19 protein-coding genes are annotated in these 22,235 nt (G+C 29.7%); 3 read left to right on the top strand and 16 right to left on the bottom strand.

The window, feature by feature from the left end; genetic code table 11:
* Both ACH2BC_RS05955 and ACH2BC_RS05950 read right to left on the bottom strand, forming a co-directional pair.
* On the bottom strand, window positions 1–1,289 hold a 1,289-nt coding region (locus ACH2BC_RS05955), incomplete at its 3' end, for a type IIL restriction-modification enzyme MmeI (RefSeq protein WP_395053071.1).
* A 177-nt stretch (window positions 1,290–1,466) separates the two neighbouring features.
* Window positions 1,467–3,002 carry a YifB family Mg chelatase-like AAA ATPase gene (locus ACH2BC_RS05950; protein ID WP_395053070.1) on the bottom strand — a complete coding sequence of 512 codons (1,536 nt, stop codon included), beginning with the start codon at window positions 3,000–3,002 and terminating at the stop codon, window positions 1,467–1,469.
* 159 nt (window positions 3,003–3,161) lie between these two features.
* On the opposite strand from ACH2BC_RS05950, the gene ACH2BC_RS05945 reads away from it, so the two are divergent.
* Window positions 3,162–6,155, top strand: a complete 2,994-nt coding sequence (locus tag ACH2BC_RS05945) for an amidohydrolase family protein (protein ID WP_395053069.1) — start codon at window positions 3,162–3,164, stop codon at window positions 6,153–6,155.
* A 1-nt stretch (window position 6,156) separates the two neighbouring features.
* Window positions 6,157–7,455: an amidohydrolase family protein gene (locus ACH2BC_RS05940; protein WP_395053068.1), complete on the top strand. Its 1,299-nt coding sequence runs from the start codon at window positions 6,157–6,159 to the stop codon at window positions 7,453–7,455.
* 48 nt (window positions 7,456–7,503) lie between these two features.
* On the opposite strand, the gene ACH2BC_RS05935 is transcribed toward ACH2BC_RS05940, so the two are convergent.
* The 4 genes from ACH2BC_RS05935 to ACH2BC_RS05920 all read right to left on the bottom strand — a co-directional run bounded on the left by ACH2BC_RS05935 (window position 7,504) and on the right by ACH2BC_RS05920 (window position 13,418).
* Complete coding sequence (locus ACH2BC_RS05935) at window positions 7,504–9,519, bottom strand: cytochrome c biogenesis protein CcdA (protein WP_395053067.1); 2,016 nt, start codon at window positions 9,517–9,519, stop codon at window positions 7,504–7,506.
* Entirely contained in the window at window positions 9,519–10,829 is a 1,311-nt protein-coding gene (gene tilS / locus ACH2BC_RS05930; protein ID WP_395053072.1) for a tRNA lysidine(34) synthetase TilS, read from the bottom strand. The genes ACH2BC_RS05935 and tilS overlap by 1 nt, the downstream gene beginning before the upstream one ends.
* A gap of 12 nt (window positions 10,830–10,841) precedes the next feature.
* On the bottom strand, window positions 10,842–11,996 hold the full coding sequence (locus tag ACH2BC_RS05925) for an ATP-binding protein (protein ID WP_395053066.1): 1,155 nt from the start codon (window positions 11,994–11,996) through the stop codon (window positions 10,842–10,844).
* 117 nt (window positions 11,997–12,113) lie between these two features.
* Window positions 12,114–13,418 carry an anthranilate synthase component I family protein gene (locus ACH2BC_RS05920; RefSeq protein WP_395053065.1) on the bottom strand — a complete coding sequence of 435 codons (1,305 nt, stop codon included), beginning with the start codon at window positions 13,416–13,418 and terminating at the stop codon, window positions 12,114–12,116.
* Between the two features lie 187 nt (window positions 13,419–13,605).
* Here ACH2BC_RS05920 and ACH2BC_RS05915 point away from each other — a divergent pair, with 187 nt between their 5' ends.
* On the top strand, window positions 13,606–14,520 hold the full coding sequence (locus ACH2BC_RS05915; RefSeq protein WP_395053064.1) for a DUF4349 domain-containing protein: 915 nt from the start codon (window positions 13,606–13,608) through the stop codon (window positions 14,518–14,520).
* A gap of 77 nt (window positions 14,521–14,597) precedes the next feature.
* Here ACH2BC_RS05915 and lpdA read toward each other — a convergent pair whose 3' ends face one another.
* From lpdA to ACH2BC_RS05865, 10 genes are all read right to left on the bottom strand, one after another.
* On the bottom strand, window positions 14,598–16,001 hold the full coding sequence (gene lpdA, locus ACH2BC_RS05910) for a dihydrolipoyl dehydrogenase (RefSeq protein ID WP_395053063.1): 1,404 nt from the start codon (window positions 15,999–16,001) through the stop codon (window positions 14,598–14,600).
* Between the two features lie 138 nt (window positions 16,002–16,139).
* Window positions 16,140–16,562, bottom strand: coding sequence for an META domain-containing protein (locus ACH2BC_RS05905; RefSeq protein WP_395053062.1), 423 nt, complete (start codon window positions 16,560–16,562; stop codon window positions 16,140–16,142).
* Window positions 16,563–16,593: 31 nt separating this feature from the next.
* A complete protein-coding gene (gene mazG, locus ACH2BC_RS05900) occupies window positions 16,594–17,367 on the bottom strand; it encodes a nucleoside triphosphate pyrophosphohydrolase (protein ID WP_395053061.1) in 774 nt (257 codons plus the stop codon).
* A 25-nt stretch (window positions 17,368–17,392) separates the two neighbouring features.
* Window positions 17,393–17,713 (bottom strand): type II toxin-antitoxin system PemK/MazF family toxin, encoded by a 321-nt coding sequence (locus ACH2BC_RS05895; protein ID WP_395053060.1) that lies wholly within the window; start codon window positions 17,711–17,713, stop codon window positions 17,393–17,395.
* On the bottom strand, window positions 17,707–17,958 hold the full coding sequence (locus ACH2BC_RS05890; RefSeq protein ID WP_395053059.1) for an AbrB/MazE/SpoVT family DNA-binding domain-containing protein: 252 nt from the start codon (window positions 17,956–17,958) through the stop codon (window positions 17,707–17,709). The genes ACH2BC_RS05895 and ACH2BC_RS05890 overlap by 7 nt, the downstream gene beginning before the upstream one ends.
* 94 nt (window positions 17,959–18,052) lie before the next feature.
* Window positions 18,053–18,532 (bottom strand): DUF5606 domain-containing protein, encoded by a 480-nt coding sequence (locus tag ACH2BC_RS05885; RefSeq protein WP_395053058.1) that lies wholly within the window; start codon window positions 18,530–18,532, stop codon window positions 18,053–18,055.
* A 64-nt stretch (window positions 18,533–18,596) separates the two neighbouring features.
* Window positions 18,597–19,184, bottom strand: a complete 588-nt coding sequence (def, locus tag ACH2BC_RS05880) for a peptide deformylase (protein ID WP_395053057.1) — start codon at window positions 19,182–19,184, stop codon at window positions 18,597–18,599.
* Window positions 19,185–19,277: 93 nt separating this feature from the next.
* On the bottom strand, window positions 19,278–20,774 hold the full coding sequence (locus ACH2BC_RS05875; RefSeq protein ID WP_395053056.1) for a malate:quinone oxidoreductase: 1,497 nt from the start codon (window positions 20,772–20,774) through the stop codon (window positions 19,278–19,280).
* Between the two features lie 94 nt (window positions 20,775–20,868).
* Window positions 20,869–21,285 carry a Holliday junction resolvase RuvX gene (gene ruvX / locus ACH2BC_RS05870; protein ID WP_395053055.1) on the bottom strand — a complete coding sequence of 139 codons (417 nt, stop codon included), beginning with the start codon at window positions 21,283–21,285 and terminating at the stop codon, window positions 20,869–20,871.
* 204 nt (window positions 21,286–21,489) lie between these two features.
* Entirely contained in the window at window positions 21,490–22,080 is a 591-nt protein-coding gene (locus tag ACH2BC_RS05865) for an META domain-containing protein (protein ID WP_395053054.1), read from the bottom strand.
* Window positions 22,081–22,235 lie beyond the last annotated feature (155 nt).

Raw genomic sequence — 22,235 nt, 5'->3', positions numbered from 1 at the left:
ATATTCATTTGGTGGTCGATGAGCCACATTGCAACTTCGGCAATTCGAGCCGGAAATTCTTCGTACTCAATTCCGCCCATCATATCGACATCGAGCCAAATGATTTCTCTTATATCGAGAACTCCTTGACCATTTTTATAAGTTGCTCGAAGTATTGCAATTTCTAACAATCGCAATTCTCTATAGGTTATAACCAAAAAATTTCCGCAACCACATGCTGGGTCAAGAAATTTTAGTTCACTAATTTTTTTGTGAAATTCTGGAAGTTTGTTTTTGTTGCTTTTTATGGTTTCAAACTCTGCCCAAAGTTCGTCAAGAAATAATGGTTTTATGAGTTTGAGAATATTGGTTTCTGATGTGTAATGAGCGCCCAAGTTTCGTCGTTCTTTTGGGTTCATTACACTTTGAAACATTGAGCCAAAAATGGCTGGCGAAATTTTGCTCCAATCGATATAACAACATTCTAAAAGTGCCAAACGCATTTTGCTGTCAAAACTTGCCGTTGGTAAAGATTCTTGAAATAATTTTCCGTTTACATAAGGAAATTCGACAAGTTGTTCGTCAAGATTTTTAAAACGTTTTTCGGTTTGCGTGTCCAAAACTTGAAATAATTCTTGCAATTTTGGTGCTAAATCGCTTCCATCTTCGTTAGTTCTGTTGGCGATATAATCTTGAAATTGTTGTTTATTAAAAATGGTTGTGTCTTCTGCAAAAAGACAAAAAAGTAAACGAACTAAATATACTTCTAACGGATGACCATCGTAACCAATTTCCTTTAATCGGTCGTGAAGTTTGCCCATTAATTCAGCCGCTTTTATGTTGGCTGGATCTTGTTCTTTGTAAACTTTTTTCTGATAACCAAGTAAATATCCGAAGTTTTGAACGTTATTTACTAAATCGTGAAGTTTAAATTCTACAACAATTCCTTCTTCTAAATCATGAAGTTTGAAGTTTTCGAAATCGGAAACAAGAATATACTTTGGTAATTCGTGTTGTTTTAATCCGTGAAGATAATCTTTGGCTTGTTGAAATGCTTTGTCGAGATTTTTACCACGAGATTTCATTTCGATTAGGATTGTTCCTTTCCAAAGCAAATCGATATAACCGTCACGTTCATCGAGTTTTTTAACTCGATGCTCGAAAGTTGCAACCTTTTTGCTATTTATTCCAAAAACGTTAAAAAACTCTACTAAGAATGGTTTTGCATCTGCTTCTTCGTTTTGCGTATCTTCCCATTCTTTCGAGAATTTTGTTGCTCGTTCTTTAATTTCGTTCCAACTTAATGCCATTGTAAATTACGTTTTTAGAAACGCTAAAGTAATAAATTATTTGGTTTGTTATTGGATGTAATTATTTTGAATTTAGTGTAACTTGGCAAGTTTGCAAACAATAAATTCATTAAGTATTCAATTTATAAAATTACATCAAATGTATATTGTAATTAACAATCATTTGATTAAAACTATTTACCCCAACCAACCATCTCTATCCAAACTTCTATATTGAATAGCTTCGGCAATATGATAGGAAACTACAATTTCTGCAGCTTCTAAATCGGCTATGGTTCGTGCTACTTTCAAAATTCTGTCAAATGCTCTTGCAGATAAATTTAACTTTTCCATTGCTGTTTTTAAAAGTTGCAATGAAGCTTCGTCTAATGCACAATACTCTCTAATTTGTTTAGAACTCATTTGAGCATTATAATGTATGTTTTCGAAATTCTCAAATCGTTTCGATTGAATTTCTCTTGCTGCTGTTACACGTTTTCTTATTTCAACGCTACTTTCTGCTTTTCTAGTTTCTGTTAATTTATCAAATGGAACTGGCGTAACTTCTATGTGAATGTCAATTCTGTCTAAAAGTGGTCCAGAAATTTTACTCAAATACCGTTGCATTTCTGCTGGTGAAGAACTTACTGGCGCATCTGGATCATTAAAATAACCACTTGGACTTGGGTTCATACTTGCAACCAACATAAATGATGATGGATAAGTAATTGTAAATTTTGCTCTAGAAATGGTAACTTCTCTATCTTCAAGTGGTTGACGCATTACTTCTAAAACTTCTCTTTTAAATTCTGGCAATTCATCTAGAAATAAAACACCATTATGAGACAACGAAATTTCACCAGGTTGTGGATAACTTCCGCCACCAACTAATGAAACCGAACTCGCAGTATGATGCGGACTTCTAAACGGACGTTGACTCATCAATCCTGCATCTTTTATTTTTCCGGCAACGCTATGAATTTTTGTGGTTTCTAATGCTTCTTTCAAAGTCATTGGTGGTAAAATACTTGGCAATCGCTTTGCAAGCATCGTTTTTCCTGAACCTGGTGGACCAATTAAAATAATATTATGTCCGCCAGCAGCAGCAATTTCCATACATCTTTTTATACTTTCCTGACCTTTTACATCAGAAAAATCAAACTCTGGAAAATCCAATTCTTTATAAAATTCTTCTCTTGTATCTATTATTGTTGGTTCAAGTGTTCCGTTTCCTTCAAAAAAATCTATAACTTGGGTAACATTATCAATTCCATAAACATCTAAACCTGATACAATTGCAGCTTCTTTTACATTTTGTTTGGGCAGAAAAAATCCTTTAAATCCTTCTTCTTTAGCTTTTATTGCAATTGATAACGCACCTTTTATAGGTTGCAAACCACCATCAAGTGACAATTCGCCCATTATCATATATTTATCTAAATCATTACCTTTTATTTGTCCAGAAGCTACAAGAATTCCAACTGCAAGTGTTAAATCATAAGCTGAACCTTCTTTTCTTAAATCGGCTGGCGCCATATTTATAGTTATTTTTTTTACTGGCAAACTATAACCATTATTTTTTAACGCAGCAGCAATTCGATAACTACTTTCTTTTATAGCGTTGTCTGGCAAACCAACAAGATGGTAACCAACACCTTTATCAATATTAACTTCTACAGTTATTGTTGTGGCTTCAACACCAAAAACGGCACTTCCAAATACTTTTACTAACATGGCTTATATTTTTATTTTACAAATATCTAAAAAAAAATAAATTAACAAGTATTTGAATGACTTTTAATTCATTTTCAAACAATTAAATAAAATTTTTACTAATTAATTTTTTATTCCTAAAACCTTTTTTACTTTTATCGATTATACCAACCTATTTATATGAAGAAAATTATATTTCTACTTGTATTGAGCTTTTTTATTCCTAAAATTACTGCTCAAGAATATTTTCCTAATAATGAAAGTATTAAAAATAAAAGCAAAAACTTTACTGCTTTTACAAATGCCAAAATATTTGTAACACCAACCCAAATTATAGAAAACGGAACATTACTAATTCAAGATGGAAAGGTAATTTCTGTTGGAACGGCTGTTGTAATTCCAAAAAATTGTACTACGATAAATCTTGCAGGAAAATTAATTTATCCTTCGTTTATAGATATTTATACCAATTTTGGTGTTGAAAAACCAAAGTCAGTTTCTGGTTCAGAATCTAATCCTTTATATGATACCAAACGAAAAGGTTATTATTGGAACGAGCATATAAAATCTGAAAATAATGCTTTTGAAACTTTTAAATACGATGATAAAAAAGCAGAAGAATTTTTAAAATTAGGATTTGGCGTAGTTGGAACGCATGTTCAAGACGGAATTGCAAGAGGAACAGGTTCGTTAATTGCATTGAATAATTCATCTGAAAATACTAAAATTTTATACAATTCTATTACCAATCATTTTGGTTTTACAAGAAGTGTAACTTCCAATCAATCGTATCCAAATTCGCTTATGGGAATGATGGCATTGCTTCGTCAAACGTATTTAGATTTAGATTGGTACAAAAAAGGGAATTCTGAAACCACAGATATTTCTCTTGATGCCTTAATTAAAAATGAAAAATTGGTTCAAATTTTTGAAACCGACGATAAATTAAATAGTTTGCGTGCTTGTAAAATTGCAAATGAATTTGGACTAAATTATGTTTTTAAGGGTTTAGGAAACGAGTTTGAACGACTTGATGAAATTAAAAAAACAAATGCAAAATTTATTATTCCGATAAATTTTCCAGAAGCTTATGATGTTTCCAATCCATATTTAACCAATCAAATGGAATTGAAAGATTTACGTTTTTGGAATCAAGCGCCAACAAATCCGAAAATATTATCCGAAAACGGAATAACATTTGCATTGACAACAGACAAATTAAAGAAAATTGAAGACTTTAAAACCAATCTTTTAAAAGCTATAAAATTAGGATTTGATAAAACTAAAGCATTAGAATCTTTAACTACAATTCCAGCTTCAATTCTTGGAAAAAGCAATGAAATTGGTAGTTTAAAAGTTGGAAGTTTTGCAAATTTTGTAATTACATCTGGCGAAATATTTGAAGAAAAAACAATACTTTTTGAAAATTGGGTACAAGGATCAAAATATGTTGTTAACGATATTAATGCCAAAGATATAAGAGGAAATTACGATTTAGTAATTGAAAATGACACTTACAAATGGAAAGTTGAAGGCGAAATAAACGAGCCAGAATCAACTGTTACAACAACTGATGATAAAAAAGTAAAATCTAAACTTAAAGTTGCCAACAACTGGATTTCTCTTATGGTAACTTCTAAAGATACTATAAATCCAACAATAAGTAGATTGTCTGGATTAATAGAAAACACAGATTTAATTTCTGGAAAAGCAGTCTTATTTAATGGGAAAGAAGTAAAATGGTTTGCCAAAAAAACAAGTCCATTAGAGGTTAAAAAAGATTCTGCAAAAATTGAAAAACCCAACAGAATTTTTCCTGTAACTTATCCTAATTTACCTTATGGAAACAGTCAAAAATTGGTACAACAAACGCTTTTATTTAAAAATGCAACTGTTTGGACTAACGAAAAAGAAGGTATTCTAGAAACAACTGATGTATTGGTTAAAAACGGTAAAATAGTTTCCATCGGTAAAAATATTTCAGATAATTCTGCTACAATTATTGATGCTAACGGTAAACATTTAACATCTGGAATCATTGATGAACACTCACATATTGCAATTTCTAGAGGTGTAAATGAATCGGGTCATAATTCAACTGCCGAAGTTACAATTCAAGATGTTGTAAATAGTGAAGATATTAATATTTATCGAGATTTAGCTGGTGGCGTTACAACTTCGCAATTGCTTCATGGTTCTGCAAATCCAATTGGTGGTCAATCGGCAATTGTAAAATGGAAATGGGGTTTATCCGCAGATGAAATGTTATATAAAAATCAACCAAAATTTATAAAATTTGCATTAGGAGAAAATGTAAAACAAGCCAATTGGGGAATTTCTAGCCCAACACGTTTTCCGCAAACAAGAATGGGTGTTGAACAAGTTTTCATAGATTATTTTCAACGTGCAAAAGAATATGATTTATCTTGGAAAAATTATAAATTAAATTCTAAAAAATTAAAAGCACCTCGAGTAGATTTAGAATTGCAAACTTTGGCAGAAATTATAAATAAAGAACGATTTATAACTTGTCACTCGTATGTGCAATCTGAAATTTTAATGATGATGAATGTTGCAGAGAAATTCAATTTCAAAATGAACACGTTTACTCACATTTTGGAAGGTTATAAAGTTGCCGATAAAATGAAAGAACATGGTGTTGGTGCCTCTACTTTTTCAGATTGGTGGGCTTATAAATTTGAAGTAAACGATGCAATTCCATACAACGGACCAATTATGCACAATGCTGGTTTGGTTGTAGCATACAATTCTGATGATGCAGAAATGTCTAGAAGATTAAATCAAGAAGCTGCAAAAGCTGTAAAATATGGCAACGTTTCAGAGGAAGAAGCTTGGAAATTTGTAACATTAAATCCTGCTAAATTATTGCATATTGATGATAAAGTTGGAAGCATAAAAGTTGGAAAAGATGCCGATTTAGTACTTTGGAATACCAATCCGTTATCCATTTATGCAAAAGCAGAAAAGACTATAATTGAAGGCGTTGTATATTATGACATTGTAAAAAATGAAACATTAAAATTGGATGTTGCCAACGAGAAAAATGAAATTATTGGTCAGTTATTAAACGAAAAAAACAAAGGAATGATAACGCAAGAGCCAAAAAAGAAAGAGAAAAAAGACTACCATTGTGATACTTTAGAAGAAAATTAATATGAAAAAATTATATATACTTACTTTGATTTTGAGTTTTACAATAAATTCAAATGCGCAATTTAAACCAGCCGAAAAACAAACCAAATCGGTTTTAATTTTAAACGCAACAGCACATTTAGGCAATGGAAAAATTATTGAAAATAGCGTTATAGGTTTTAAAGATGGAAAAATTCAATTGATTGCCGATGCTACTTTAATAAAAATGGATTTTTCTGCTTATGATATTAAGATTGATGCCAGCGGAAAGCATGTTTATCCTGGATTTATTGCGCCAAATTCTACTTTAGGATTGGTGGAAATTGATGCTGTTAAATCATCTGATGATGAAGACGAAATAGGAAGTAATAATCCAAATGTGAGAAGTATTGTAGCTTATAATTCTGAATCGAGAGTAACAGAAACTGTAATTCCAAACGGAATTTTAATGGCACAAATTACACCTCGTGGCGGAAGAATTTCTGGAACTTCGTCTATAGTTCAATTAAATGCATGGACTTGGCAAGACGCGTTATTAAAAGAAAACGATGGAATACATCTTAATTTTCCAACTACTTTTAGGAAAGGAAGAGGTGCAGAAAATGGTGTGATTGAAGTGAATAAAGAGTATTTAAAACAAGTAGAAGAAATTACTACTTATTTGGCAAATGCAAAAGCATATAATGCAGAAATCTCAAAGGAAAGAAACTTAGTTTTAGAAGCAACCAAAGGTTTATTTGACGGAACACAAACCTTATTTATTCACGCCGATGAAGAAAAACAAATTGTAGATGCCGTTTCAAATTTTAAATTACTTGGAATAAAAAAGTTAGTAATTGTTGGTGGATTTGACTCAAATAAATGTTCCGATTTATTGAAAGAAAATACTATTGGTGTATTGTTACGTCGTGTTCACGATATGCCAATAAACGAAGATCAAGATATAGATTTACCTTTTAAATTAGCTAAACTTTTAACCGATAAAGGAATTTTAGTTGGCTTAGAAAATAGTGGTGACATGGAACGAATGAATACAAGAAATCTTCCTTTTCTTGCCGGAACTTGTGTTGCTTATGGTATGGATAAAGAACAAGCATTGCAATTAATTACATCAAATACTGCTAAAATTTTAGGCATAGATTCATTTTGTGGCACTTTAGAAATTGGAAAAGATGCAACATTATTTATTTCTGAAGGTGATGCTTTAGATATGAAAACTAATAAATTGAAAGAAACTTTTATTCAAGGTAGAATGATAAATTTAGAAAATCATCAAAGCCAATTGAATACAATTTATAAAAAAAAATACAATCAGAAGTAAAATAAATACTAAAATCCAATTAAAGTTAATTGGATTTTAGTATTTTTTTTACCTTTTAAATTTAGAAATTCCATCTTTTAACCAAGCTTTATATTCTTGAATATTTGGTGTATATCCAACAGCTTTATTTAAATTATTTTCTTTCAAATCTATCAAAACATAATACGGTTGAGAATTTGTTTTATAACGAGTAATTATAAAATCTGACCATTTGTTTCCTATGGTGACTACTTCATTTCCTGTTGATTTAGAAATATATTGTTCTTCTTTTGGTAATTCTCTATTATCATCAACATAAAGCGAAATTAATACTACATCATTCTTTAAAATTTTTAAAACTTGCTCATCAGACCAAACATTGATTTCCATTTTTCTGCAATTAACGCAAGCAAATCCTGTAAAATCTAATAGAATTGGCTTCTTAACCAATTTTGCATAAGCATATCCTTTTTTATAATCTGTAAACGTTACAATGTTATGTTCGCCATATTTTGCACCTTCAGGTAATTTTTCATTTGAAGTACTTTCTGAATTACCAAAAAAACCTTTTGGACTTTCACTATACGTTTGCGATGGTGGAAAAGCACTTATTAATTTTAATGGTGCGCCAAATAAACCAGGAATCATGTAAATTGTAAAAGCTGAAACTAAAAGCGCTAAAAATAGTCTTCCAACAGAAATAAATTTTAAATCACTATCGTGTGGTAATTTAAATTTTCCAAATAAATAAACTGCCCAAGCACCAAAAACCGCAATCCAAATGGCTAAAAATGTTTCTCTTTCTAAAATGTGAAGTTGTAAAACCAAATCGGCATTTGATAAAAATTTAAATGCAAAAGCCAATTCTAAAAATCCTAATGAAACTTTGACTGTATTTAACCAACCACCAGACTTTGGTAATGAATTTAACCAACTAGGAAACATTGCAAACAACATAAATGGTAATGCCAAAGCAGATGAAAAACCTAACATTCCTACAACTGGTGCAATTCCACCTTTAGTTGCAGATTCTACTAAAAGTGTTCCCACAATTGGTCCAGTACATGAAAAGGAAACAATTGCTAAAGCCAAAGCCATGAACAAAATTCCAATAATTCCACCTCTATCAGCTTGTCTGTCTATTTTATTTGCCCAAGAATTTGGTAACATAATTTCAAATGCACCTAAAAACGAAGCTGCAAAAACAACTAGTAAAAAAAAGAAAATTAAGTTAAACCAAACATTGGTAGATAATTTATTCAATGCATCTGCACCAAAAATTCCTGTAACTGCAAGACCTAAAACTACATAAATGGCAATGATTGATAATCCATAAATTATAGCATTTTTTTGTCCTTGCGCTTTTGTTTTACTTTGTTTTGTAAAAAAACTAACCGTCATCGGAATCATTGGAAAAACGCAAGGTGTTAACAATGCTGCCAATCCACCAAGAAATGCAAGAAGAAATATTGTCCACAATCCTTTTTTGTCATCCTCTAGTTCTTTAGTAATTTCTTGTGTACCTTTAGAAAGTACAGTCTCATTTTTGGTTGTATCAATTGAAGTTGTTAGAACTTCATTTGAAATTGGTACAATTAAGGTAGAATCAACTTTAACTGGCAAAACAGCATTTGAAATTGCTGGAATATTAAATACAAAATTTTTAACATCGTTAATACAAGCTTCTTTACATACTTGATATTCAAATCGTAAACTTATGTTATTAGTTTTTGGATTTATAATTTTAATTCGTTGCGTGATTGTTGCCGATTTTTCGAAAAAATATTCATCAATTTCAAAAATTTCACTAAATTCTTTTTTAAATTTACTTTCTTTTGCGTTTCCAATTAATTGATAATTAGCGTTTTGATTTTTAAAAATCAATTTCATCGCAATTGGTCCACCATCAGGTGTAAACTGAGTATAAACGTGCCAACCATCGTCAATTGTTCCGTTTATGATTAAATTAAATTCAGTTTCAGACAATTTTTCAACTTTGGTAGTCCATTTTGCTGGTTCCAACATTTGTGAATTCACTGTTGAAAAAGCAAAAAAAGATATAATTAATAAAAGGAATTTCTTCATTATAGTATTGTAATTTTTAAAATATTAGTTGTTGTATTAGTAACTTTAAACCGATCATCGAATCGTTTATTTATTATCCAAACAATCTCATTATTAGAACATAAAAGCCAAACATTTGATTTATCAATCATTGAAAATTTTTCATCTTTAAAAAATTTACTTAACTTCTTTTTTCCTTTCATTCCAAAAGGATAAAAATAATCTGCTTCTTGCCATTTTCTAATTATTAACGGAAATTGCACCTTATTTTCATCTACAAAGATACAATTAGAAGTAGTTTCTGAAATGTCTTGTACTTTACAAATAGAAAGATTTAAGGGAATTTTAACTTCTAACTGATTTTCTTCTATTTTATATTCTTCAATAATATCTACGCTTTTCTTTGCATAAAGAATTAAAAAATCTCTATCCTTTAAAATAACATAATTTTCAGAAAAAACTTTTTTACCAGATTGAGCATGAGCCAAATCATAAATATCTTGCCAAGCTGTGAATTCAAATTCTTGTAACCATTGATATAAGTAAGCCGAATAATTAGGTAACTGCAGTAATTTTTTAAGATTAAAATAGATTGTTCCATCTTCATTTTCGATAACTACTTCTTTAAAAATAATATATTCACCATCGGTTACAATTGATTGAGCATCATATAAATGGTTTTGCGTTTTTTGAAAAGAATCAAGAAAATTTGGATTTATTTCTTTCAATATTGGAACTATTGTATGTCTTATTTTATTTCTCAAGTATTTATCAGAAGTATTACTAGAATCTTCACGCCATTTAATACTATTTTCATTTGCATAATTTTCAATTTCCTCTCTAGAAAAAGGTAACAATGGTCGGATAATTTTATCATTTTGTGAAGGAATTCCTGTCAATCCATCCAAACCTGTTCCGCGAGAAAGATTAATAAGAAAAGTTTCTAAACTATCGTCAAGATGATGCGCAGTTAAAATGAAATCAAAGTTTAGCTCGTTCAATTGTTCATAAAACCAATCATACCGCAACTTTCTAGCTGCAACTTGAATTGATAATTTATAATCTAAAGCAAATTGCTTTGTATCGAATTTTTGAATAAAAATTGGAATGTTTTTAGTGTTACTATATGATTTAACAAATTCCTCATCGGCATCACTTTCTAAATTTCTTAAAGAAAAATTACAATGTAAAACTGAAATATTATATTTTAATTGATAAAATAATTCTACCAAAACCATGCTATCAATTCCTCCACTTACTGCCAAAAATAATTTCTTTTCTTTTAAAAAAGAAAAGTTTTTATCAAGATGTTTTTGAAATTTTATAAGCATTTTCAAAAGTAATTATTTTATATCGTACCAAGATAAAACTTTTGCAAAAGTTCTGTTTTGAGTATATAATCCTGAGTATATAAGTGTTTTTGTACCAATTTCATCTTTAGCTAATTTTTCAAAGTACTCTAATTCTTTAAACAAATTTGGTGTAATAGTTGATGTAGATTTGATTTCAAATACATCTAGAAAATCGTCTTCTTGCGTTAATAAATCAATTTCTCTACCATCAGAATTGCGCCAAAACCAAAATTCTTTCATCAAATTTTGATGATAATTTTGTTTAACCAATTCCATAACTATCATGTTTTCAAACAAATGACCTTTGTAGGTATTAAATTTTATTTGTTTTTCATCTTTTATTTTCAATAAATGACAAAGCAAACCTGTATCATAAAAATACAATTTAGAACTTTTTATAACACGTTTATCAAAATTTTTATGATAAGGATGCAAAAGATAAATTATATAACTACTTTCTAACAAAGACAACCACGATTTTGCAGTTGGTTGTGTAATATTACAATCGTTTGCAAGCGAACTCAAATTTATTAAACTTCCTGCTCTTGCTGCGCACAAACTTAAAAAAGTTCTAAAAGTACGCATGTCTCTAATGTTTACTAACTCTGAAATATCGCGCTCAACATAGGTTTCAATATAATTTTTATAAAAGATACTTGACGGAATATTTCTATCGTAAATTGCTGGATAAAAACCATTTATCATTGCTTCAATATAATTTTTAGATAAAAAATTACCTGCTTTCATTTCATTAAAATCAAAAGGAAATAATTTAAATAAAGCTACGCGTCCAGCCAAACTTTGAGTAATATTTTTTAAAAGCAAAAAGTTTTGTGAACCAGATAAAATATATTGTCCCATTATTTTTTTTTCATCAACAATAGTTTGCAAATACGAAAATAAATGTGGTACACGTTGTGCTTCGTCAATAATACAAAAAGAATCATACTCTTCTAAAAATTTATTTGGATCATTCTCGGCAAATTTTCTTAAATCTGGATTCTCTAAACTTATGTATCTATAATCTGGGAAAAGTTCTCTTAACAAAGTAGTTTTTCCAGATTGTCTTGGTCCAGTTAAAGCAAGAATTGGATACTTGTCTTTAAGAAAGTTCATATAGTTTACTATTTCTCTTTTTACTTCCATAACATCTTAATTATAATGCAAATATATAATTTTATTTTGAATTTACAGAAATTTTATTTTGAATTTACAGAAGTTTTATTATGAATTTACAGAAGTTTTATTTTGAATTTACAGAAACTAAATTCCTAATAATACTTCAAACATTGCTTTAGCTTTCAACAAACATTCTTCGTATTCCTTTTCTGGTTCAGATAAAGAGGTAATTGCACTTCCAACAGAGAATGAAAGGTATTGATTTTCAGAACTATACAAAATACTTCTAATAACAACATTAAAATCAAAATCGCCATTTGGTGTAAAATATCCAACAGCGCCACTGTACAATCCACGTTTAGTTTCTTCAAGTGTTTCTATTATATTCATTGCTGCAATTTTTGGTGCGCCAGTCATACTTCCCATTGGAAAAGTGGTTTGCAAAATGGCAACTGGCGAAGTGGTATTTTCAACTTTTGAAACTATTGTTGAAATCATTTGATGCACTTGTTTGAACGTGTAAATCTTACATAATTCTTCAACATTTACGGATGATTTTATAGCAGTCCTAGACAAATCATTTCTAACCAAATCAACAATCATAATGTTTTCTGAACGTTCTTTTGGATTGTTTTCTAAGTTCTGTTTTAAAATTTCATCTTCTTCAATGTCAAATGATCGCTTGGAAGTTCCTTTTATGGGTTGCGAAATTATTTTGAAATTTTCTTTTTTCAAATAGCGTTCTGGTGAAGCGCATAGTAAAAAATTAGTATTATTTTTAAAGTAAACTGCAAATGGTGGTTCAGATATTGAGTTGAGTTTTTTATAAATTTCTAATGGATTTATTACTGCATTTTCGGCATAAAATTCCATACAAAAATTTGCTTCATAAATATCGCCACGATGAATGTGTTCTAGCATTTTTGATACTTTGGAAATGTAATTTTCTTTAGAAATTCTTTGCTCAATTTTAGTTTCTCGCAAAGTCGCAAAGTCGCCAAGATTCGTTATTTTGATAATTTCATCAAAATCGCTTTCAATTTCATCATCACACATATTTAAATACTGAATTTCAACATGATTATCTTTAATAAAAAATAACTTTTTAGGTTGAAAGAAAAACAAATCTGGAAAATGCAATCCATCAAAATTATTGGATGCTAAATTTTCAACATTATTTTTTAAATCATACGACAAATAGCCAAAAAGCCAATCTTTAGCTTGACTTTGGTATTGATGCAAATCTTGAAATGAATTATGAAAGTCAGTTTTTATTGATGTGAAAGCATCAACCGCTAGAACACAATCATAAGAAGAATAGTTTTGATTTAAATTATAATTGGAATTACTGTCTAAAAAAACAACTTCACGAAATTGATTTGACCAATGTAATAATTGATTTTTAAATTCTGAAATGTTTACAATTGATTTATTAATAGATGTTCTCAATATGATTTTATAAGATTCCAAAATTACAATAAAAATAATTTTTTAATAAAAGTATTATCAAAAAATCTTGGCACGGTTTTTAGTTGTGATTAATTAAGCTAAAATCTTAAAAAAATAAACATATTGATAAAAAATTACTATTTCTATTAAACATTTGTAACATTAACCTTTTAAATAGTAATTTTTTATGAAAACACTTCCAAAAATTAGTTTGGCGCTTTTAATTTTAGGTATCGCCTATTCTTGCAAAAATGCAGACAACTCTGAAAATGCAAACTCAACTACAGACTACGTAACAGAAGCCACAGATGATAAATCTGTAATTTCATCCAATGCAGCAGTTGAACCCAAGAAAACTAATAGGAAATTTATTCGAACCGCTGACTTTCAATATAAAGTTAAAGATGTTGCTCAAACTACATATAACATTGAAAAAACAACATCTAAAATTGGTGGATTTGTAACTTTTACAGAATTAAAAAGTACAGTAAATGACAAATCTGAAACTAGAGTTAGTCAAGATAGTATTCTAGAAACTACAAAATTTACAGTTGAAAACAATATTACAATTAGAGTTCCAAATACAAAATTAGATACATTACTAACATCATTTAGAAAAGAAGTTGCCTTTTTAGATTTTAGAATTATCAAAGCTGATGATGTTTCGTTACAATTATTATCAAATAAAATAACACAAAAAAGAAGTTCTTCAACTGAAAAAAGAGTTGAAAAAGCTATAGATGATAAAGGAAAAAAATTAAATCAAATTATTGATGCCGAAGATAATTTAGCATCTAAAAAAGAGGCAAATGACGCCAAAACATTAGAAAATCTTTCCATGAACGATCAAGTAAACTTCAGTACAGTAAATATTAGATTGTACCAAAGAGAAGAAATTAAAAACGAATTATACGCCAGCGAAAAAAATATAAATAAATACAGACCACATTTGGGTTTGCAAATTTGGGATTCACTAAAAACTGGTTGGTTTATGCTTGAAGGAATTATTGCTTTTGTTGTGCAACTTTGGGCATTATTTTTAATTTTATTTTTGGCTTGGATTGGGTATAAAAAATTTAAAAAAATTAAACTAATTTCTTAAAAAATATATTCAAAAATAAACCTCAAAGATTTTAAACATCTTTGAGGTTTTATAATTTTGCTTAAAATTTTTGAGAATTACACGTGTAAAGCTCTATTATCTGTAGCTGCTAATGCCGCCTCTTTCATTGCTTCAGCAAATGTTGGATGTGCGTGAGACATTCTAGAAATATCTTCGGCTGATGCTCTAAATTCCATTGCAGTAACTGCTTCGGCTATTAAATCGGCACAACGAGCACCAATCATATGAACACCAAGAACTTCATCGGTTTTTGCATCGGCTAGTATTTTTACAAATCCGTCTAAATCACCACCAGCTCTTGCTCTTCCTAATGCTTTGAAAGGAAAACTTCCGGCTTTGTATTCAATTCCGTCAGCTTTCAATTGCTCTTCTGTTTTTCCGACAGCGGCAACTTCTGGCCAAGTATAGACTACACCAGGAATTAAATTATAATCGATATGAGGTTTTTGACCTGCCAAAATTTCGGCAACCATTGTTCCTTCTTCTTCGGCTTTGTGTGCTAACATTGCACCACGAACAACATCGCCAATGGCATAAATATTTGAGATATTGGTTTGCAAATGATCATTCACTTCTACCATTCCTCTATCTGTGATTTTTACACCTGCTTTTTCTGCCGAAAGTCCATCAATATAAGGACGACGACCAACTGAAACTAACGAATAATCGCCTTCTAAAGTTATTGTTTCTCCTTTGGCATTTTCTGCTTGAATGGTTACAACATTTCCGCTTCTTTCAACCGATTTTACTTTATGAGAAACATAGAATTTCATTCCTTGTTTCTTTAACACTTTTGTTAATTCTTTAGACAAACTGGCATCCATTCCTGGAATTATTCGGTCTAAATATTCAACTACCGAAACTTGTGCACCAAGACGAAGGTAAACTTGTCCTAATTCAATTCCTATAACTCCACCACCAATAATTACTAAATGTTTAGGAACTTCTGGTAATTTTAATGCTTCGGTTGATGTGATAATTCTTTCTTTATCTAATTTTATAAAAGGAAGATTTGATGGTTTTGAACCAGTTGCAATGATTATATTTTTGGCTTCAAGTACTTCTGAAGTTCCGTCAGCTTTTGTAACTTTTACGTGAGTTGCATCTTCAAAAGATCCTAAACCTTCATAAACTGTTACTTTATTTTTATCCATTAAAAATTTTACACCGCCAGAAGTTTGATCTACAACTGCTTGTTTACGAGCGATCATTTTTTCAAGATTTACTTTTACTTCTCCAGAAATATCTATTCCGTGATCGGCAAAATGTTGCAATTCTTCATAATGATGTGATGATGCCAACATTGCTTTTGAAGGAATACAACCAACATTGAGGCAAGTGCCACCAAGTGTTGAATATTTTTCTATAATTGCTGTTTTGAAACCAAGTTGTGCGCAACGAATTGCTGAAACATATCCGCCTGGACCAGAACCTATAATGACTACGTCAAATGAACTCATAGTTTTTGTTTTTTAGTTTGGCAAAATTACGAATTCAATTTCAATTTCAATGTCAATTGCAATATCAATTTCAATGTCAATTGCAATTTCAATGTCAATTGCAATATCAAAAATCAAAATCAATATTAAAAAATTAATTTAATCCCAATCTTGTGCCGCAAAAATCATTTTTTGTCCGTCTTTGGAAGTAAGAGTTAATTTGTGGACTTCGATTTTAAAGCTATTTATTTTAGGCAAAATTTCTAAAAAATTGTCTTCTAATTTCATCTCACCACAAGCCATTTCTGTTCTCATTCCGTCAGAAAAAGTGATTTCCGAATTGGATTTAATTATATATTTAGAAGAAATACCATTACAACCCATATTTGCAGTTGCAGTTTTAGAATTTGTAAGGTTTAATTGTGCTTTAGAAGCTACTAGAAATTGTTTTTCGAAATTTTTAAATTCGGTTAACATCCAAACTCGGTTGATGTTTTGAGTTGGTGTTTCTGATACTTCTTTTTTTGAATTGCAAGAAAATGTGATTATTGAAAATAGAATTATAAATGTTAGCTTATTCATTTTGCTATTTATTAAATTTTACACAATCTACTTAAATCTTCTTAGCTTCTTCCCAAAAAACATCCATTTCTGCAAGCGTCATATCCATCAGTGGTTTGCCAAGTTCGCCAGCTTTACTTTCAAGATATTGAAATCGCTTTATGAATTTTTTATTAGTACGTTCAAGCGCATCTTCTGGATTTACGTTTAAAAATCGTGCATAATTTATCATAGAGAATAAAACGTCGCCAAATTCAGCTTCTATTTTATCTTGATTTCCTGCTTCAACCTCAACTTGAAGTTCTTCTAATTCTTCTTGCACTTTATCCCAAACTTGGTGTGATTCTTCCCAATCAAATCCTACACCTTTTACTTTATCTTGAATTCTGCTAGCTTTTACAAGTGCAGGCAAACTTTTAGGAACGCCTTCAAGAACTGATTTTTTACCTTCTTTCAATTTCAGTTTTTCCCAGTTTTGCTTTACTTCTTCTTCATCTGCAACTACTACATCTCCATAAATATGTGGATGTCTGTGAATTAATTTATCACAAATTTCATTGCAAACATCTGCCATGTCAAAACTATTTGTCTCACTACCTATTTTGGCATAAAAAACAATATGCAATAATAAATCGCCAAGTTCTTTTTTAACTTCTTGTAAATTATTATCCAGAATTGCATCGCCAAGTTCATACGTTTCTTCGATAGTTAAATGACGTAAACTTTCTAGCGTTTGCTTTTTATCCCAAGGACATTTCTCTCGCAATTCGTCCATTATATCAAGTAATCTATTAAAAGCTTCTAGTTGCGATTGTCTTGTATTCATTTTATTTTGGATTTTATTCTTAAATTTAATCTACTAAATATTCTTTAATCAAACTTTTAACTTTCAAAATTTCTTTTTTCGAAAGTATATCAATTTTATTCTTTAATCTCACTTTATCTATACAACGAATTTGATCCAAAGCAATTTGACCATTTTTATTTTCTAAAATTATATCAACACGCATAGGGAATTTTCGCAAAGTTGAAGTAATTGGAGCTATTAAAACAGTATTTAAATAGTGATTAGAATCATTTGGAGAAATTATTAAACAAGGTCTTATTTTATTAATTTCACTTCCTAAAGTTGGATCTAAAACTACCCAAAAAATTTCATATTGATTTACCATTGCCAATCATTATTAGCTTCATCTTCAAAAAAATCTGGAATTAAAAGTTTTGGTTGACCACTTTTTTCAATTTCGGATGAAATTAATTTATCCCAATTTTCACGTGGTTTTTTGGAAGGACTAATTATTAATTTTCCTTCTTCAACTTCTACATTCACAACATTTTCAAATCCAAATATTTTTAAAAATTTAGCAGGAATAATTATTCCTTTAGAATTTCCTACGCTAATTATATTGGCTTCCATATTAAAAAATTTTAAAACAAAGTTACAACATTATTATAACATTTAGAAAAAAGTCATAAAAAAATCTCACTTTTAAGTAAGATTTAATTTTTTTTTAAGCTTTTTTAGCAGGAGCTTTTTTAGCTTTTACTTCTTTAACAACTTCTTCTTTAACTGTTTCTGCATTTTCTACTAAAGCTTCTTTTGGTTCTTCTTTAGAAACTAAACCTTTAGCTTGCAAAATATTATACCAATTTAATATCTTTTTAATATCTGATGGATAAACACGTTCTTTATCATAATCTGAAACGATAGTTTCAAAATAGGCAACTAGTTTATCGTTATCTTCTTTATGAGAAATTGCTGGACCTTCGTTTTCTTTTACTGCAATGGCACGCATCACATCTACCAACGGTTTTTCTTCTGTATAAGTGTATAAAGAAATTTCTGAAAGTAAACTTACATTGCTTTTCATTCCAACAGTAATTCTTTTTCCGTCAAGAAAAGATTCGGCTACAAACCCAGTACGTGTTTGAACTTTTAAGGCGTATAAACCTGGTTTTCCAGAAATTGATAATATTTTTTCTAAAGTCATTTATTATATATTTTTAAATTTTTAAATTGATTTTTAATATTGAGATTGATATTGCAATTGAAACCTATCTTCCTTTTTTATTTGCAAATTTCATTCTATAATCTGGACGAGATTTTCCATCCATAATATTTTGCAACTTTTTCTTTATTAACGTCTTTTTTAGTGAAGATATTTTATCTGTAAACAAAATTCCTTCAATATGATCGTATTCGTGTTGTATTACTCTAGCAATCAAGCCATCATAAGTTTCTGTTTTTTTTACAAAATTCTCATCAACGTATTCAATGGTGATTTTTTCGTTGCGGTAAACATCTTCACGAACTTCTGGAATGCTAAGACAACCTTCGTTAAAAGACCATTCTTCGCCTTCTTCAATTATCATTTTTGCATTAATAAAAGTTTGTTTAAAACCTTTTAATTGTACTTGTTCTTCTGGTGTTAAATCCTCGCTATCACTAAAAGGTTCAGTATCAATTACAAACAATCTAATTGGTAAACCTATTTGTGGCGCAGCCAAACCAACACCATAGGCATTGTACATTGTATCATACATATTAGTTAGCAAATCTTGAAAATTAGGATAATCTGCCGAAATATTTTCGCAAACTTTTCTTAAAACTGGATCGCCATAACCTACAATTGGTACTATCATTTTATTACTATTCTGAATTCAAAATTTAATATTACAATAACATTAAATTTGAAATTATTTTAAATTGATTGCAAAAGTAAACAAAAAAATAAATTAGAAGTCCAATTGCAAAACTTTACTTGTCATTTCTCTAATTGATTTAGAAAGTTCTGGATTATCATTTAAAGATTGATCATAGGATGGAATCATTTCTACAAGTTTAGATTGCCATTCTACAGTTTTTAATTCGTCTGGAAAACAACGATTTAGTAATTCTAACATAATTGCAACTGCGGTTGATGCTCCAGGAGAAGCACCAAGTAAAACGGCTAAGCTTCCATCTGCAGCGCTAACAACTTCGGTTCCAAATTCTAAAACTCCACCACCATTTTCATCTTTTTTAATAACTTGAACTCTTTGTCCTGCAGTTTCCAATTCCCAATCTTCTATTTTAGCAGTTGGAACATATTCTAATAATGCTTCTAGTCTATCATCTTGCGATTGTCTAACTTGATCTATCAAATATTTGGTTAAAGGAATATTTCTAAATCCTGCAGAAAGCATTGGCAAAATATTATCTGTTTGAATGGATTTTACCAAATCTAAATAGGAACCATTTTTAAGAAACTTGGTAGAAAATCCTGCATAAGGTCCAAAAAGTAATTCTTGTTTTTCATTGATTACTCTAGTATCAATATGTGGAACCGACATTGGTGGCGCACCAACAGCAGCTTTTCCATAGACTTTAGCGTGGTGTTTTTTTATAACTTCTTCATTAGTACAACGCAACCATTGTCCAGAAACTGGAAAACCTCCAAATCCTTTTCCTTCTTCAATATCTGCTTTTTCTAATAATGTTAACGAACCGCCACCAGCACCAATAAAAACAAATTTTGTATTAATTTTTCGGCTTTCAGTTGTGTCTAAATCTTTAACTTTTATAGTCCAAGAACCATCGTCTTGTTTTTTTAATTTACTAACTTCGTTATGAAAATGAATTGTAACTCCATCTTGATTTTTTAAATAATCAAACATTGTTCTAGTTAAAGTACCAAAGTTTACATCTGTTCCAAGATTCATTTGTGTAGCAGCAATTTTCTCTTCTTTACTTCTACCTTCCATAACCAATGGAATCCACGATTGAATTTCTTCAAATGAAGTTGAAAATTGCATTCCTTTAAAAAGTTCATTTTGGATTAAACCATCATATCTTTTTTTAAGAAAATCTACATTTTTTTCGCTCCAGACAAAACTAATATGTGGAATACTTTTTATGAATGTTTGTGGAGATGATACTAGATTTTGATTAACTAAATAAGCCCAAAACTGTCTTGAAAGTTCAAATTGTTCGGCAATTTTTACAGCTTTTTTAGTTTCTACACTTCCATCTTCTTGTTGTGGAGTGTAGTTTAATTCGCAAAATGCCGAATGACCTGTTCCTGCATTATTCCAAGCATCAGAACTTTCTGCTGCGGCAATATCTAATCTTTCAAAAATTTCTATTGTTATATTGGGTTGTAATTGTTTTAGAATTACGCCCAAAGTTGCACTCATAATTCCTGCACCAATTAGTACAACATTAGTTTGTGGAATAGTTTGAGAATTGTTCATTGCAATAATTTTTATGCAAAGATACAAATGCTATTTGCTAAAATTTTATTAAAAAATTATGAGATTTAAGGAATTTACGAAATCGATTTAATACTTAAATCATTTTTCTTGTAAGGTAATCTTGAAGCATAATTGTAGCTGATATTTCGTCGATTAATGCTTTGTTTTGACGTTGTTTTTTCTTTAATCCGCTATCAATCATTGTTTGAAATGCCATTTTAGAAGTGAATCTTTCGTCTACACGAATTAGTTTCATTTCTGGAAAATTAGTTTTAAATTTTTCTACAAATTTCTCTATAATTTCTGCACTTTGAGATGGTTCGCCATTCATTTGTTTTGGTTCGCCAACAAGAACTTCTTTTACATTTTCTTTGGCAAAATAGTCTTGTAAAAATTGAATTGCAGTTTCTGATGGAATTGTAGTTAATCCAGATGCAATTATTTGTAACTCGTCTGTAACAGCAATTCCTGTTCGTTTTAAACCGTAATCTATGGCTAGAATTCTTGGCATTTTTTTTACAAAGTTAAAGTAAAAGTTGTCAGTTTTAAATGTTTAAAAGTTTAAATAGTTTAAAAGTTTAGTTTATTTGACTATTCAGATTGTTTAAAAGTTTATTGGAGTTTAGAAGTTTATAGGTTTACAACAAAAAAAATCCTCTTTTCAGAGGATTTTTCACTTTGTTTGAGTAATTGTGTTTGTTTAATCTAGTTGTTATTATTTAGTTGCTTCAAATTTTGCAACCGCTTTTTTACCATTATGAAAATGCAACATTGTTCCTTCTATCATATAATTATCAACTTTCGTTAATGCTTTATTGAAGTTGGTTTCTGTAGACATTTCTGGACATGACATTTTGGTTGATCCAATATTAGAAAATGCCAATTTGGTTGTAGCTTTCATTACGAAAGATCCAAAAATTTTATTACAACCTGCAAATGCAGCAAATTTTCCAGTTTTAGAATCTAAGTTTATGTAGTATTCTTTATTAGATGTATTAGTTACAGCTTTTCCGTTAAGTTCTACTAACTTCCATTTTGTTTCTGCTAATGCATATTTACCTTTAGTTTCATCAACGTTTGTAGTTGTAGTTTTTGTTGACATTTTATCAAGTAATTTAACATCTGAAGAATCTATACTTGTTGAATCTACCATTGTAGAATCTATAAGCATTTCGTCTTTGGCAATTGTTGTTGTGTCTTGCATTGAAATGGTGTCCATATTATTATCGGTATCAACATTTTCTGCTTTTTTACAACTTGATAATGTAATTAATGATAGTAATGTAATAAAATATAATTTTTTCATAAATTGTTGGTATAACTGTTTGTGTTATATCTTACAAAAGTATAGTGAATTGGATTTGTAATGTTATACAATTTAAGCTAATTATTACATTATAAAAGGAAAAGACAAATGTTTTTTAGCCCAGACAGGAATGAAAATCCAATTGTTTCGGTTTT

The sequence above is a fragment of the Flavobacterium sp. genome (genome assembly GCF_043760115.1).
Lineage (GTDB): Bacteria > Bacteroidota > Bacteroidia > Flavobacteriales > Flavobacteriaceae > Flavobacterium.
This window is presented reverse-complemented; position numbering and strand designations above follow the sequence as displayed.

Bases quoted from the DNA above. Each gene is read 5' to 3' on its own strand.
- ACH2BC_RS05950 (WP_395053070.1), bottom strand. From the start codon at position 3,002: ATGTTAGTAAAAGTATTTGGAAGTGCCGTTTTTGGTGTTGAAGCCACA.
- ACH2BC_RS05945 (WP_395053069.1), top strand. From the start codon at position 3,162: ATGAAGAAAATTATATTTCTACTTGTATTGAGCTTTTTTATTCCTAAA.
- ACH2BC_RS05940 (WP_395053068.1), top strand. From the start codon at position 6,157: ATGAAAAAATTATATATACTTACTTTGATTTTGAGTTTTACAATAAAT.
- ACH2BC_RS05935 (WP_395053067.1), bottom strand. From the start codon at position 9,519: ATGAAGAAATTCCTTTTATTAATTATATCTTTTTTTGCTTTTTCAACA.
- tilS (WP_395053072.1), bottom strand. From the start codon at position 10,829: ATGCTTATAAAATTTCAAAAACATCTTGATAAAAACTTTTCTTTTTTA.
- ACH2BC_RS05925 (WP_395053066.1), bottom strand. From the start codon at position 11,996: ATGGAAGTAAAAAGAGAAATAGTAAACTATATGAACTTTCTTAAAGAC.
- ACH2BC_RS05915 (WP_395053064.1), top strand. From the start codon at position 13,606: ATGAAAACACTTCCAAAAATTAGTTTGGCGCTTTTAATTTTAGGTATC.
- lpdA (WP_395053063.1), bottom strand. From the start codon at position 16,001: ATGAGTTCATTTGACGTAGTCATTATAGGTTCTGGTCCAGGCGGATAT.
- ACH2BC_RS05905 (WP_395053062.1), bottom strand. From the start codon at position 16,562: ATGAATAAGCTAACATTTATAATTCTATTTTCAATAATCACATTTTCT.
- mazG (WP_395053061.1), bottom strand. From the start codon at position 17,367: ATGAATACAAGACAATCGCAACTAGAAGCTTTTAATAGATTACTTGAT.
- ACH2BC_RS05895 (WP_395053060.1), bottom strand. From the start codon at position 17,713: ATGGTAAATCAATATGAAATTTTTTGGGTAGTTTTAGATCCAACTTTA.
- ACH2BC_RS05890 (WP_395053059.1), bottom strand. From the start codon at position 17,958: ATGGAAGCCAATATAATTAGCGTAGGAAATTCTAAAGGAATAATTATT.
- ACH2BC_RS05885 (WP_395053058.1), bottom strand. From the start codon at position 18,532: ATGACTTTAGAAAAAATATTATCAATTTCTGGAAAACCAGGTTTATAC.
- def (WP_395053057.1), bottom strand. From the start codon at position 19,184: ATGATAGTACCAATTGTAGGTTATGGCGATCCAGTTTTAAGAAAAGTT.
- ACH2BC_RS05875 (WP_395053056.1), bottom strand. From the start codon at position 20,774: ATGAACAATTCTCAAACTATTCCACAAACTAATGTTGTACTAATTGGT.
- ruvX (WP_395053055.1), bottom strand. From the start codon at position 21,285: ATGCCAAGAATTCTAGCCATAGATTACGGTTTAAAACGAACAGGAATT.
- ACH2BC_RS05865 (WP_395053054.1), bottom strand. From the start codon at position 22,080: ATGAAAAAATTATATTTTATTACATTACTATCATTAATTACATTATCA.